Source organism: Mucilaginibacter segetis (assembly GCF_016522075.1).
In the GTDB taxonomy this organism is placed as follows: domain Bacteria; phylum Bacteroidota; class Bacteroidia; order Sphingobacteriales; family Sphingobacteriaceae; genus Mucilaginibacter; species Mucilaginibacter segetis.
Genome location: NZ_JAEHFW010000002.1, coordinates 726026 through 738115 on the forward strand (window position 1 = coordinate 726026; position 12090 = coordinate 738115).

The window sequence follows — 12090 nt, forward strand, 5'->3', positions numbered from 1 at the left end:
AATTGTTATTTGCTTTATACAAATTTAAAGCAGATGGTACTTTCTTGCAAATATTTCAACGAAATATTTTTATTTTTACTTTTATTTTAATTAAACTTGTATTTGAATATAGATATTTAAAATTATGCCTCACAGGAAACCTCAAAATTTAGAAATTGATAATCTTGATATACAAATTTTATCAATATTGATGAAAAATGCGACTACTCCTTACACGGAAATCGCGAAAGAGTTGATTGTTTCCGGCGGAACCATACACGTGCGGATGAAAAAATTAGAGGAACTGGGTGTGATAAAAGGAGCCAGCCTGGAAGTTAATCCCCAAAAGTTGGGTTATGATGTCACCGCTTTCTTAGGCATATTTTTGGAAAAAGGCTCACAATATAACGATGCCGTAAAGCAATTAAAAGCAGTACCGGAAATTGTGGAGTTACATTATACAACTGGGCAGTGGAGTATTTTTGCGAAAATTGTCTGTCATGATACGAATCATTTGCGTGAGGTATTAAATGAGCAGATACAAAGTGTTAAAGGAATACAACGAACAGAAACATTTATATCTCTAGAAGAGAGTATAAAAAGGCAAATTACATTGGAATAAAATTATCGTAAAATAAAAATGCCGGATGGGTTAAAAATTCCTATCCGACATTTTTATTTTAAGGCGTTACCATACTTTGCAAAGCAGGCCTTTAAGATATTCGCCTTCATGGAATGATGCTCTTACCGGATGATCTTCCGGCTGGTGAAACTGATAAATAAACTGTACTTGTTTACCGGCATCTAACGCAGCCCACGCTATAACCTGTTTAAATGTTTCCATATCCATAGCTCCCGAACAAGAAAATGTAGCTAATAAACCACCAGGTGTTAATAATTGCATACCCAAACGATTCAGATCTTTGTATGCCCTGGATGCGCGTGTTAAAGCCGAGCGTGATGGGGCATATTTAGGAGGGTCGAGTACTATTATGTCGAACTTTTCTCCGTTTTCTTTTAGTTGCCTTAACTGGTTATTTACATCTGCCTTAACAGCGTTATGTAAGTTAGCGGGTAATTTATTAAGACGTATATTTTCGTAAAGCGTTTCAATAGCCAATGCAGAGCTATCTACACTTGTTACCCATGATGCGCCGGTTTGCAAACAGTTTAATGTGAAACCACCAGTATAGCAAAAGCAATCAAGCACTTTTTTGCCTTTGGCATATGAAGCAAGTATTTTACGGTTGTCTCGTTGATCACAGTAAAATCCTGATTTTTGGCCCTCGGTAATATTAATGCCGTAGGTTATGCCATTTTCCTTTACAATTACTAATTGCGGTGGCGGCGTGCCATCCAATAAAATGTTGGTAGTTTCTAATCCTTCGTGAGCTCGTGAAGCGGCATCGCTTTTATCAAAAATACTTAATGGATTTAGCAGGTTTTTTAACTCATCTATAATAATTGGCATTGCGTTTTGCATTCCCGATGTTAATACTTGCACAGCTAAATGGTCGGCATACTTGTCAACTATTAATCCTGGTAAGTAATCTGATTCACTAAATATAAGGCGGCATGTATCTGTTTCTCCATTGGTAAGTATATGTACCCTGCTGCTAATTGCGGAACTTACTTTATTTCTGAACCAGTTGTCATTTATTAATATATTTTCATCCCACTCTAATAAACGTAAGGCTACCCTTGATTGATGATTGTAAAATCCATAAGCCAGAAATTCATTTTTATTATTTAGCAATCGAACAATTTCGCCGTTTTCAGCCTTACCCTTTATTTTTTCCAAAGCACCCGAAAACACCCAGGGATGGCGCTGTAATACTGCTTTTTCCTTCCCCTTTTTTAATATCACGTCAATCATGGTCCAAAGGTATAAATAACAGTATAGTTCGAATATATAAAAAATAAGCCTGCCTTTTCAAAGATCGAGTTCAATAGCCGGATCCCAAAAAAGCTCTCTAAAGTTTTGAACTTGATTATCTATGACCTGTATACCCTCGTTTTGTAACAACTGTTCCATAGTGTCTCCTCTGAAGTGAAATTTACCGGTAAGCATGCCCTGGCGATTAACCACGCGATGTGCAGGTACAGGCGGATTTGCATTGCTGCAGGCCATCATAGCATAACCTACAATTCTTGATGATTGTTTTGAACCTAAATAACTGGCTATGGCGCCGTAAGACGTTACTCTGCCTGCAGGTATTAATCTTACCACATCATAAACATTATCGTAAAAATTATAATCAGGCATCTATCTTAAAATGAGAATTTAAGATAGTTAATGTTTTTGTTGTGCTGCAAATATTTTTTTTCGTAGTAAGTTTTAATCGAGAGTACTTCATTGGCATATGGTGAATTATACAAATCTTCTGTTTTGATATGTAGCAGTAAGTTTAATTCTGTTATCTTATCAGAAGTATATGCATGTAAGCCATCGTTGTCGGTTTTTAAGTTAACATATCCGCCAGTCTTAAGCAATACTTTGTATTTGTCCAAAAATCTCGGCGAGGTGAGTCGTTTTTTTTCCCGGCTTAACTGTGGCTGAGGATCAGGGAAGGTTATCCATATTTCGTCAATTTCGCCTTCTTCAAAATAATCGAGTAAATTTTCAATTTGTATTCGTAAAAAGGCCACGTTTTTTACCCCGTCTTCTAATGCAGTTTTGGCGCCTCTCCATAAACGATTTCCTTTATAGTCTATACCTATAAAGTTTTTTTCAGGAAACATACGGGCAAGGTTAACCGTGTACTCTCCTTTACCACATGCGAGTTCAAGGATAATCCGGTTATCGTTTTTAAAAAAATCTTTTGACCATTTTCCCTTATTCGGTTTCCCGGCATCTAGTTGAACTACATTGCAAAACGTATCAATTTCAGCAAAACGCCTTAATTTGTCTTTCCCCACCTTGTAAAAAATAAAATGCGAAAATACGTTTTTTAAAAATGTATCAAAACCCTGAAATCAACAGGAAAATCACTCACCTTTGGTATAATAGGCTGGCGCCTCAGGTGTTTTTTTCGTATACTTATTAAAAAGTGCTTTTGCCTTATCCCATATGCCACCTACTGCATCTTCACTAATATAATGCGATGCTTTTTGCGAAAGCAGGCCAACCAAAGTTTTCACCAAAAAATTAGAATGTTTAAATATCGTTTTGTTTAATGTTAGCGGTAAAGCTATTCTTGATATTAATCCCAAAAAATCCTGGTTAAAAAAGCCGGCACTTTTAACGCCATCAACAGTTGGTGATTTAGGAAATAACGTCATTGCTGTAGCGAAGATAGCCGAAGGGCTGTTAAAACGAAGTTTTAAAGCCACAGATTGTTCAACTTCCAGATTTTTTAACCTTGCTATCTCAATTTTAAGATCGTTTATATTTTTAATTGGGGTATCCATAGGTATTTAGTTGAATAGCTTTCTGATGATAATATTAATTACTGGCCGTTTAAATACATGTCTGCTTAAATAAACAGCGAAAGCTATTAGCAGATATATTAAAGACACGCTACCAAAGCCTTGCCAGTAGGAGCCAAAACAATCAGATAAAAATAGTGCTAATGTAAGACTGGCGAATAGGAATGTAAGCAACAAACATATTATTATGCTAAGGTCAATTACAATGCCCGCAATAACCGCGCTGCTCCGGTCTATACCTTCGTATTTTAAGAGCTTTAGGCGTGTTTCTACATATTCCTTAAGCTGATCAATAATAGGGCGTGTAGATTCTTTTTGGGGTTCCATAGGCGGTTTTAATGCCCCGGAACTTTCCGGGGCGGTATATTATTTATGCATGTTCCAGATCGTCCTGATATTCCTCTTCGGCTGATCTAACTTTGTTTTTTATATTGTCAACTACTTTCTCTTTCAAATCCACAAGATTATCAATTTCTGCTGCTGCAGTTTCTCTGATTGAATCTCCAAGATTCTTTAACGATTCGGAAAGTTTATCACGTGTTTCACTTCCTGAATCAGGGGCAAATAGAATTCCCAATGCCGCTCCTGCCGCTAATCCTACTAACAGTGCAACGGCCGCTTTTGTACTATCATTCATATTGTATTAATTTTTAAGATGAATATTTGTTTTATAATTATAAAATTTATTTACAATGGATGCAATTTCGAAGGTTTTTAAATTTAATCAATTCCGTTTAAAAAAACTATCGTTGTTAAGTGTCGTGGCCGATTTTTATGCGATCTAATCTATCAGCCGCCATTCGGTTCGTTTCATAAATTTCAAGCAGCAACAAAAAATAGGATAAAAGCACAGGCCCAAAAACCAAGCCAAGTATTCCAAATAAGGGCAATCCTATAAATACTCCAATTACTGATATAATAGGGTGAGTATTGGCAATGCGTTTATTAATGATCATACGCAACACATTATCTACATTTCCTATAAATAATAGTCCGTAAGCAAGTAATAATATTCCCTTTACGTTATGGCCCGTTGCAAATAATATTATACTTGCAGGGATACACAAAGTGGGTGCGCCAACAACGGGTAAAAAGGAGATAAATGCACCAATTATCCCCCAAAATACAGGGTCGGGTATGCCAAATATCCAAAAACCGTTTGCCAGTAATATTCCTTGTGTGAGCGCTATAATGCCTTGGCCTAAAACATTTGAGTAAGTAGAATCGCGCAGAGCAATAGCAAACCTTAAAGCGTGCTGCTCTCTGAAAGGGGCGTACTTTAGCAAACCTGATTCAAACTCGCGCATTTGCACAAACATAAAATACAATAAAAAATAAAGTACAAGCAGTGTAAGTATGATGTTGGCAGCGCTTCCTAATATCGACGGGAAAAGATCTGCCGCATATGCCCCGAGTTTTTGCAGGGTGTTTTCTGCAAAGTGAGGCTGATTTAAATTTTTTGCTGTGAAGGCATCTATCGAAGCTGTCCATTTATCAATAGGTAAGGCATCACGGTTAATGCTTGCTATCCTGCCGATCACCATAATACTCAATGAGAGAAAGGGGATTACTATAACTATAAGCGATATAAAAATTATAATAAGTGCAGCCAAAGGTTTATTAAATTTCCTCTTCTCAACCATGTAAAGGTAAAATGGGCGGAAAATGGTAAATAGCACTATCGCACCTAAAATAGAGCTGAATAATTCACTCAAGGCATATAACAAGAAACAACCAAGCACAATTATGCTTACCAATATGATATTGTTGCGTTGCTTATGGTTAAAAATGGACATTGTGAAAAAGCTTATTATGTAATTATATACACAAAAAGCTAAATAAAAGTTTTAATACTATATCCAAATATTAGCTTATGATATTTAATAGCTTGTCGATTTTTTCAGCAGATTTAGCCATGCTATCTAAATAAAGGTCGCATTCATCAGGGTTTTCGGTAATGTCAAAACTGAGTCCTTCAAGTGCAAGCTGTATATTAGATAATTGATTTTTTATATCATGCTTTAGCTTAAGTAACTCTTCAAAGCTGAGAGGGGCGTTATTGTTTATACCTTCCATACCTATTTCAGGTTAATAGCCTTCATTTTATTATACAAGGTTTTACGGTCGATATTTAAAATCTCTGCAGCTTTAGTTTTATTAAAATTTACCTCGCGCAGAACTTTCAGAATAGTTTCATGCTCGGCACCAAGAGCGGCGTTCTTTAAATCGTGTTTGGGTTCCTTAGCTTCATTAACCGGTGCAGAGGATGCTGGTTCGTATGAGGATACTTTAAAATTAGATATTTCTAACGGAAGGGTTTTCATGGTTATCTCGTTTCCTTCTGACAATAAAGTAGCACGACGAACTACATTTTTTAGCTCGCGGATATTACCCTGCCAGCGATAATTCATAAAACATTCTATAACTTCCGGGGAAAAAGTAGTTACGTTTCTGTCGAGTTCCTGATTCGCAATTTTCAAGAAATGTTCAGCCAACATCATAATATCATTTCCGCGATCCCTTAACGGTGGCATGTATATACTAAATTCGTTGAAACGATGATAAAGATCTTCGCGGAACTTTCCCTTTTGAATACCTTCTTGCAGGCTCTCATTGGTAGCAATAATAATACGCACATCCAGATCAATCTCTTTTGTGCTTCCAATTCGTTTTACCTTGCGTTCCTGTACGGTTCTTAATAACGCCGCCTGTATTTCATAGGATAGATTACCTACCTCATCTAAAAACAATGTGCCGCCATTTGCCATTTCAAAATGACCTATTTTGGTATATAATGCACCAGTGAAAGACCCTTTTTCGTGTCCGAAAAATTCACTTGCAGCAAGCTCTTTGGTAAGTGAACCGCAGTCCATAGCAACAAAAGGTTGATTATGGCGCGGACTATTCATATGTATGCTTTTAGCTACCGACTCTTTTCCGGTTCCACTTTCGCCTAAAATAATAACGCTGTAATTTGTAGGAGCAACCAACTCTATTTGTTTCAAAAGTTCTTTTGAGGCCCGGCTGGCACCTACTACAAACTCGCCTGATAATATTTGTTTTTTGTGTTCTTTTTGTGGCTTGTCAGTACTCTCGTATTCGTTACCACGCATCTCCTGCAAAGCGTATTGTGTTTCAATCGCCTTGGTTATGGTATTTAAGATCTCATCGGGATAAAGGGGTTTTGTTATATAATCATAGGCCCCCATTTTTATCAGCTCTACAGCCATTTTAATATCAGAGTATCCTGTTATAATGATTACACCTGTATCCGGATAAAGTTGTTTGATATTTTTCAGCATCTCACGACCATCCGTATCTTCCAGTCTGAAATCACACAGCACCAGGTCGAAATGATTGTTTTTAAGACATTCCATACCAGTGCTACCGTTAGAAGCAGTTTCAACCTGAAACCCGTTACGGGTTAAAAACTTAGATAATAGCAATCCAACATTTACTTCATCATCAATGATGAGTATCTTTTTCATATCAATTTATACAGTTTACAGGGTGATGTATTCGGCTGGTTAAGGTACGAATATTTGATAATTTAAACTAATTATTTGAATTCTGCCGCAAAAACAGAGGGAAGGCCATTTGGCCTTCCCTCTGTTTTAAATGTTTGAAGATGTAGGTTTTATATTAGAAACCGTATGCTACACGCACACCTACAAAATTTACTTTACTGTTATCAAAGGTACTGCTGTATTTAGTTGTAGCTTCGTAACGGATACCGGCATCAATAAAATTAGTTGCACTTACCGGGAACTGTACACCTATTTGCGGCGCGTAAACAAATGCTGTTGATTTATCATTAAAAAAATCAGATTTGTTTAACAGAAATGCTGCACCTGCTTCACCCTGGATGTAAAAATTAGCTACCGGGAAAAATTTCAAACCTGCTTTTACAGGTAAAAGATGAACATCAGGTACTTCCACAGTGGTTACACTGGAAGAGTTAGATGAATTTAAGGTCTCGCCGAAGAAATTGTTGTATCCGGCATTAACAGTAACAAATAGTTGGCTGGTAACCGGTATATCAGCTTGTGCTGAACCGCCCAAATTCCATTTGTACCCGTCGTTAAAATTACCCGTAGGTACGCCTGCATCTACACCAATGCTATATTTTACTTTGTTTGAGTTTGTAGTTTGAGCTTTTGCTCCGTAAGATAAACCTGCTAATGCAAGTACTAATGCTGTGATTTTTAATGTATTTTTCATGATTACTTTATTAAATTTTGTGCTTGTTATTTTTAAACACGGGGCAAAGTAAAGCAAGAAATTAACACGATTTTTCATCCAATTGTCACGATTATTCAATCGATTGATTAGCAGGTATTTATTTTTTGACCCTATTGGTTATTTAGTCAGAATAATGTAATTATCCGGTTATTTCCCTTTAAAATCAGGCTTACGTTTTTGTAGAAACGCAGTTACTCCTTCTTTAAAATCATCGGTTCCGAAACAGCGCGAAAACTCATCTATTTCAGTTTCAAAGCCATGTTTACCTACCGAGTTTACGGCCCGTATAACCGATGCTAATGCGAGCGGGGCACGTGTTAATATTTTTTGCATCAACTCTTCTGTTGATTCAAGTAATTTATCGCTTTCAACAACATGGTTAACTAAGCCAAACTCAAGTGCTTGCTGGGCAGTTATGATATCAGCCGTCATAATTAGTTCCAAAGCCTTACCTCTGCCTGCCAATTGTGTTAAGCGCTGTGTGCCACCATAACCTGGTATAAGGCCAAGCGTAACTTCGGGTAATCCCATTTTAGCATTATCAGCAGCTATTCTTAAATGGCAAGCCATTGCAAGCTCAAGTCCACCACCTAATGCATAACCATTTATAGCTGCAATTACAGGTTTATTTCCATTTGCTATAAAATCAAAAACCAATTTATGACCTTTACGGGCTATTTCTCTTCCTTCATCAATGTCTTTTCCTTCAAACTCGGCTATATCGGCACCTGCAACAAAAGCTTTTTGCCCTGCACCAGTTATAATAACACCTCCTACACTATCATCATTAAATGCATGTTTAATGGCATTATGTAATTCCTCAATGGTAATATTATTTAAGGCGTTCAGCTTATTTTCACGGTTAATGATAATATACTGTATTGTCCCGCTTTGCTTTATAAGTAGATTTTGAAAAGCCATAGTCTTAGTAAATTAAAAGTTGCGATACTTGTGTACCCAGTCAGTAATATAGTCAACAATATGCTGCGTACTGGTTCCGGGAGGGAAAAGTTCTCCCACGCCATGTCTTTTTAACTCCTGCATATCCTCTGCAGGAATAATGCCACCGCCTGTTAATAATACATCATTCATGTTTTTGTCTTTCAACAGCTTTATTACTTTTGGGAAAACAGTCATGTGTGCGCCTGAGAGTATACTTATACCTATTGCATCTACATCTTCCTGCAAAGCGGTATTTACCACCATTTCAGGCGTTTGCCTCAGGCCGGTATATATTACTTCCATACCCGCATCACGCAATGTAGTAGCTATAATACGGGCGCCACGGTCATGACCGTCAAGGCCAATTTTGGCAACTAATACGCGTATAGGCCGGTTAAATTGGTTATTGCTCATATAAACCATATTGGTTGGATGTAAAAGTAAGAAATTTTAATAGCTAGAAGATCAATCGGATGGAAGGTACACACATAAACCCCTTGATTTTTTTTCTATTTTTGCCAATTGTTACAAATATTATGAGCGAAGAAAGATCATTAAACTTTATAGAGGAAATTGTTGAAGAAGATATTGCAGCGGGCAAAAACGAAGGTCGTGTACTTACCCGTTTCCCGCCTGAACCTAATGGATATCTGCATATAGGTCATGCAAAATCTATCTGCCTTAATTTTGGACTGGCAAAAAAGTATAATGGAGCTACCAATTTACGTTTCGACGATACCAATCCGGTAAAAGAAGATGTGGAGTATGTTGACAGTATTAAAGATGATGTTCGTTGGTTAGGATTTAATTGGGCGAATGAACTGTATGCATCTGATTACTTTGATAAATTATATGAATTTGCTGTTGAGCTGATAAAGAAAGGATTAGCTTATGTTGATGACAGCACACCAGCCGAAATTGCAGCACAAAAGGGTACACCTACAGAACCTGGCACACCTAATCAATATCGTAGCCGTAGTATTATAGAAAACCTGGAGTTATTTGCAGAAATGAAAGCAGGTAAATATCCGGATGGTGCCAAAGTGCTTAGGGCGAAACTTGATCTGGCAGCACCAAATATGCATCTCCGCGATCCGTTAATGTATCGAATTAAACATGCACATCATCACCGTACGGGCGACAAGTGGTGCATTTATCCTATGTATGATTTTGCACATGGTCAATCTGATGCCATTGAGCAGATCACACATTCCGTGTGTACTTTAGAATTTGTGCCTCACAGACCTTTATATGATTGGTTTATTAATAAGTTGAATATTTTTCCGAGTAAGCAATACGAATTTGCCCGTCTTAACCTTAACTATACCGTAATGAGCAAGCGCAAATTGCTGCAATTGGTAGAAGAAAAGCATGTTGATGGATGGGATGATCCGCGTATGCCTACTATTAGCGGTTTACGCCGCCGAGGATATACTCCTGCCAGTATACGAGAATTTTGCGAGCGTATAGGTGTTGCCAAACGTGAGAACATGATAGATGTAGGTTTGCTGGAGTTCTGTATCCGTGAAGATCTGAATAAAACTGCCTGGCGCAGAATGGCGGTACTTGATCCTGTTAAATTGGTTATAACTAATTATCCGGAAGGACAAACGGAAATATTCAGCGGTGAGAACAATCCGGAAGCGGAAGACGGTGACGGCAGCAGGGAGTTTCCGTTTAGCAGGGAATTATGGATTGAACGCGACGACTTTATGGAAGTGCCTGCAAAAAAATACTTTCGACTGGGTGTTGGGTTAATGGTAAGACTTAAAAATGCTTATATTATTAAAGGGGAAGATTTTGTTAAAGATGCAGATGGTAATATCACTGAAATACATTGCAGCTATATTCCCGAATCCAGATCGGGCAATGATACCAGCGGTATTAATGTTAAAGGCACTATACATTGGGTAAGTGTGGCTCATGCTAAAACCGCTGAAGTTCGCCTGTATGATCGTTTATTTAAAGTGGAAGACCCGGGCAATGAAGATGGTGATTTTAAGGATTACATCAATCCGGATAGTTTGCAAATAATACCAAATGCTTATATAGAACCTGATTTGGCTAACGCCGTATCAGGTACGCCTGTGCAATTTATGCGTAAGGGTTATTTTACGCTTGACAAGTATTCAATCCCTGACAAATTGATATTTAATCGTACAGTTACCTTAAAGGATGGCTGGGCAAAAAAAGGTAGTTAATACTTACGGTAGAGATTATATAATATGTCAAGATCGCATGGCGTTAATACAGGCGTTTGATCTGTTTGTACGAAATGCGACTTAAAGGCAATAATAGCGGCGTTCAGGTCGGTAGTATCATATCCTATAAGCTTGAGTGCCGTTGTACTGTCGAAATTTTCAGGCGCCGGAAACATTACGGTATCAGTCCAATAGCCAAAACCTTTTTGCGCTAATAGCTTCCAAGGGAAAAATACACCAGGATCTATTTTACGTTGAGGTGCAACATCCTGATGGCCTATAAAATTTGCTGTAGGTATATTATATGTTTTCTTTAATTGAGTAAGCAGTGCTAATAAACTGTTAATTTGTTTCGGGCTGAATGGCTCATGACCATTATTGTCCAGCTCAATTCCTATCGAGCAACTATTCATGTCAGTTATATTGCCCCATTTACCTACGCCTGCGTGCCAGGCCCTCATATAATCGTTAAGCATATGTACCACGTTGCCGTTTTTTCCTATTACATAATGCGCGCTAACCTGCGTTTTTACCAGTGTGAAGGTTTTAAGCGTTTGCGCGGTGGAATCCTGTGCGGTATAGTGTATAACCACGTAATTAGGTTTTCGGAGATTGAAATTTACGGTACCCACCCATTCAGCCGGAATTTGAGTGCCGTTACTATCTACTAATAAAGGTGGTGTTTCCTGTTGTATGGTTTGGGCATAAACCGCTACTTGTTTTTTATAGACCTTGTTGGTTAATGCATATGGTCCTTTCGGTGAACAGGATACAATAATAACAGAAAGCAGCAGGTAGTAAAGTAAATAATGTTTTCTCATTAACGCCAGTATATGTTGGCGAAAGTAAGCAAATAATGCACCAGCCTTTAATTATTTATTTTTATGCACGTAATCCTCTAATTCAATCTTATATTTTTCTTCGCCAAACAAATCTTGCAGATCCATATAAACTTTATAATTTACGGTATAAGCGTACGCAAACTTTGCAACGGTAAGTTTTGCATCATCGGTAGAGAATTGGTTAAGCAAAACAGTAAGTTGATTAACAGTAATACCATTATTTACTAGTCCGGATTTCAGCACTTCTATCTTTTCAGCATCATTGCGTTGTTTACGCATAACATTTAATATACTATCCCTTCTGGTATCAGGCATGGCCTTGGTGGGGTGTTTGAGCTTTTGAGTGAAAGGCGATAAAGGTTTTATAACCATAGTATCTGCAATGGCAATGCTCATTACACAAAAAAGGACTAATACTAACGCAATTATTTTTTTCATGGATTTTTTGATTTATC

16 protein-coding genes are annotated in these 12090 nt (G+C 37.5%); 2 read left to right on the forward strand and 14 right to left on the reverse strand.

Translation table 11 applies throughout. The annotated features are described in order from the left end of the window. Nucleotides 1-124 precede the first annotated feature (124 nt). The gene (locus I5M19_RS12905; protein WP_200066743.1) at nt 125-601 is read left to right on the forward strand and encodes an Lrp/AsnC ligand binding domain-containing protein; all 477 of its coding nucleotides are present in this window, start codon (nt 125-127) and stop codon (nt 599-601) included. Between the two features lie 66 nt (nt 602-667). Here I5M19_RS12905 and I5M19_RS12910 read toward each other — a convergent pair whose 3' ends face one another. The 12 genes from I5M19_RS12910 to I5M19_RS12965 form a co-directional block, all read right to left on the reverse strand. Continuing rightward, a complete protein-coding gene (locus tag I5M19_RS12910) occupies nt 668-1855 on the reverse strand; it encodes a class I SAM-dependent rRNA methyltransferase (protein WP_200066744.1) in 1188 nt (395 codons plus the stop codon). A 57-nt stretch (nt 1856-1912) separates the two neighbouring features. Then, nucleotides 1913-2245, reverse strand: a complete 333-nt coding sequence (locus I5M19_RS12915) for an MGMT family protein (protein WP_200066745.1) — start codon at nt 2243-2245, stop codon at nt 1913-1915. A gap of 5 nt (nt 2246-2250) precedes the next feature. Then, nucleotides 2251-2898 carry a tRNA (guanosine(46)-N7)-methyltransferase TrmB gene (gene trmB / locus I5M19_RS12920; protein WP_200066746.1) on the reverse strand — a complete coding sequence of 216 codons (648 nt, stop codon included), beginning with the start codon at nt 2896-2898 and terminating at the stop codon, nt 2251-2253. Nucleotides 2899-2967: 69 nt separating this feature from the next. Continuing rightward, nucleotides 2968-3390, reverse strand: coding sequence for a hypothetical protein (locus I5M19_RS12925; protein ID WP_200066747.1), 423 nt, complete (start codon nt 3388-3390; stop codon nt 2968-2970). 6 nt (nt 3391-3396) lie between these two features. Then, nucleotides 3397-3735 carry a phage holin family protein gene (locus I5M19_RS12930; RefSeq protein ID WP_200066748.1) on the reverse strand — a complete coding sequence of 113 codons (339 nt, stop codon included), beginning with the start codon at nt 3733-3735 and terminating at the stop codon, nt 3397-3399. Nucleotides 3736-3778: 43 nt separating this feature from the next. Then, the gene (locus I5M19_RS12935) at nt 3779-4045 is read right to left on the reverse strand and encodes a YtxH domain-containing protein (RefSeq protein WP_200066749.1); all 267 of its coding nucleotides are present in this window, start codon (nt 4043-4045) and stop codon (nt 3779-3781) included. A 115-nt stretch (nt 4046-4160) separates the two neighbouring features. Then, nucleotides 4161-5204 (reverse strand): AI-2E family transporter, encoded by a 1044-nt coding sequence (locus I5M19_RS12940; RefSeq protein WP_200066750.1) that lies wholly within the window; start codon nt 5202-5204, stop codon nt 4161-4163. A gap of 70 nt (nt 5205-5274) precedes the next feature. Then, the gene (locus I5M19_RS12945) at nt 5275-5484 is read right to left on the reverse strand and encodes a hypothetical protein (protein ID WP_200066751.1); all 210 of its coding nucleotides are present in this window, start codon (nt 5482-5484) and stop codon (nt 5275-5277) included. A gap of 2 nt (nt 5485-5486) precedes the next feature. Further along, nucleotides 5487-6896: a sigma-54-dependent transcriptional regulator gene (locus tag I5M19_RS12950; protein WP_200066752.1), complete on the reverse strand. Its 1410-nt coding sequence runs from the start codon at nt 6894-6896 to the stop codon at nt 5487-5489. A 154-nt stretch (nt 6897-7050) separates the two neighbouring features. Next, nucleotides 7051-7629 carry an outer membrane beta-barrel protein gene (locus tag I5M19_RS12955; RefSeq protein WP_235985840.1) on the reverse strand — a complete coding sequence of 193 codons (579 nt, stop codon included), beginning with the start codon at nt 7627-7629 and terminating at the stop codon, nt 7051-7053. Nucleotides 7630-7797: 168 nt separating this feature from the next. Next, nucleotides 7798-8571: an enoyl-CoA hydratase/isomerase family protein gene (locus tag I5M19_RS12960; protein ID WP_200066754.1), complete on the reverse strand. Its 774-nt coding sequence runs from the start codon at nt 8569-8571 to the stop codon at nt 7798-7800. A 12-nt stretch (nt 8572-8583) separates the two neighbouring features. Beyond that, nucleotides 8584-9006, reverse strand: coding sequence for a cobalamin B12-binding domain-containing protein (locus I5M19_RS12965; protein ID WP_200066755.1), 423 nt, complete (start codon nt 9004-9006; stop codon nt 8584-8586). Nucleotides 9007-9128: 122 nt separating this feature from the next. On the opposite strand from I5M19_RS12965, the gene I5M19_RS12970 reads away from it, so the two are divergent. After that, nucleotides 9129-10793, forward strand: a complete 1665-nt coding sequence (locus tag I5M19_RS12970) for a glutamine--tRNA ligase/YqeY domain fusion protein (RefSeq protein WP_200066756.1) — start codon at nt 9129-9131, stop codon at nt 10791-10793. On the opposite strand, the gene I5M19_RS12975 is transcribed toward I5M19_RS12970, so the two are convergent. Then, a complete protein-coding gene (locus tag I5M19_RS12975; protein ID WP_200066757.1) occupies nt 10790-11614 on the reverse strand; it encodes an N-acetylmuramoyl-L-alanine amidase in 825 nt (274 codons plus the stop codon). The genes I5M19_RS12970 and I5M19_RS12975 overlap by 4 nt on opposite strands. A gap of 51 nt (nt 11615-11665) precedes the next feature. After that, nucleotides 11666-12073, reverse strand: coding sequence for a DUF4476 domain-containing protein (locus I5M19_RS12980; RefSeq protein WP_200066758.1), 408 nt, complete (start codon nt 12071-12073; stop codon nt 11666-11668). Nucleotides 12074-12090: the final 17 nt, after the last annotated feature.

Coding starts and splice junctions, on each gene's coding strand:
- I5M19_RS12930 (WP_200066748.1), bottom strand. CDS start 3,735: ATGGAACCCCAAAAAGAATCTACACGCCCTATTATTGATCAGCTTAAG.
- I5M19_RS12965 (WP_200066755.1), bottom strand. CDS start 9,006: ATGAGCAATAACCAATTTAACCGGCCTATACGCGTATTAGTTGCCAAA.
- I5M19_RS12955 (WP_235985840.1), bottom strand. CDS start 7,629: ATGAAAAATACATTAAAAATCACAGCATTAGTACTTGCATTAGCAGGT.
- I5M19_RS12940 (WP_200066750.1), bottom strand. CDS start 5,204: ATGTCCATTTTTAACCATAAGCAACGCAACAATATCATATTGGTAAGC.
- I5M19_RS12975 (WP_200066757.1), bottom strand. CDS start 11,614: ATGAGAAAACATTATTTACTTTACTACCTGCTGCTTTCTGTTATTATT.
- I5M19_RS12950 (WP_200066752.1), bottom strand. CDS start 6,896: ATGAAAAAGATACTCATCATTGATGATGAAGTAAATGTTGGATTGCTA.
- I5M19_RS12970 (WP_200066756.1), top strand. CDS start 9,129: ATGAGCGAAGAAAGATCATTAAACTTTATAGAGGAAATTGTTGAAGAA.
- I5M19_RS12935 (WP_200066749.1), bottom strand. CDS start 4,045: ATGAATGATAGTACAAAAGCGGCCGTTGCACTGTTAGTAGGATTAGCG.
- I5M19_RS12980 (WP_200066758.1), bottom strand. CDS start 12,073: ATGAAAAAAATAATTGCGTTAGTATTAGTCCTTTTTTGTGTAATGAGC.
- I5M19_RS12925 (WP_200066747.1), bottom strand. CDS start 3,390: ATGGATACCCCAATTAAAAATATAAACGATCTTAAAATTGAGATAGCA.
- I5M19_RS12910 (WP_200066744.1), bottom strand. CDS start 1,855: ATGATTGACGTGATATTAAAAAAGGGGAAGGAAAAAGCAGTATTACAG.
- I5M19_RS12905 (WP_200066743.1), top strand. CDS start 125: ATGCCTCACAGGAAACCTCAAAATTTAGAAATTGATAATCTTGATATA.
- I5M19_RS12945 (WP_200066751.1), bottom strand. CDS start 5,484: ATGGAAGGTATAAACAATAACGCCCCTCTCAGCTTTGAAGAGTTACTT.
- I5M19_RS12960 (WP_200066754.1), bottom strand. CDS start 8,571: ATGGCTTTTCAAAATCTACTTATAAAGCAAAGCGGGACAATACAGTAT.
- I5M19_RS12915 (WP_200066745.1), bottom strand. CDS start 2,245: ATGCCTGATTATAATTTTTACGATAATGTTTATGATGTGGTAAGATTA.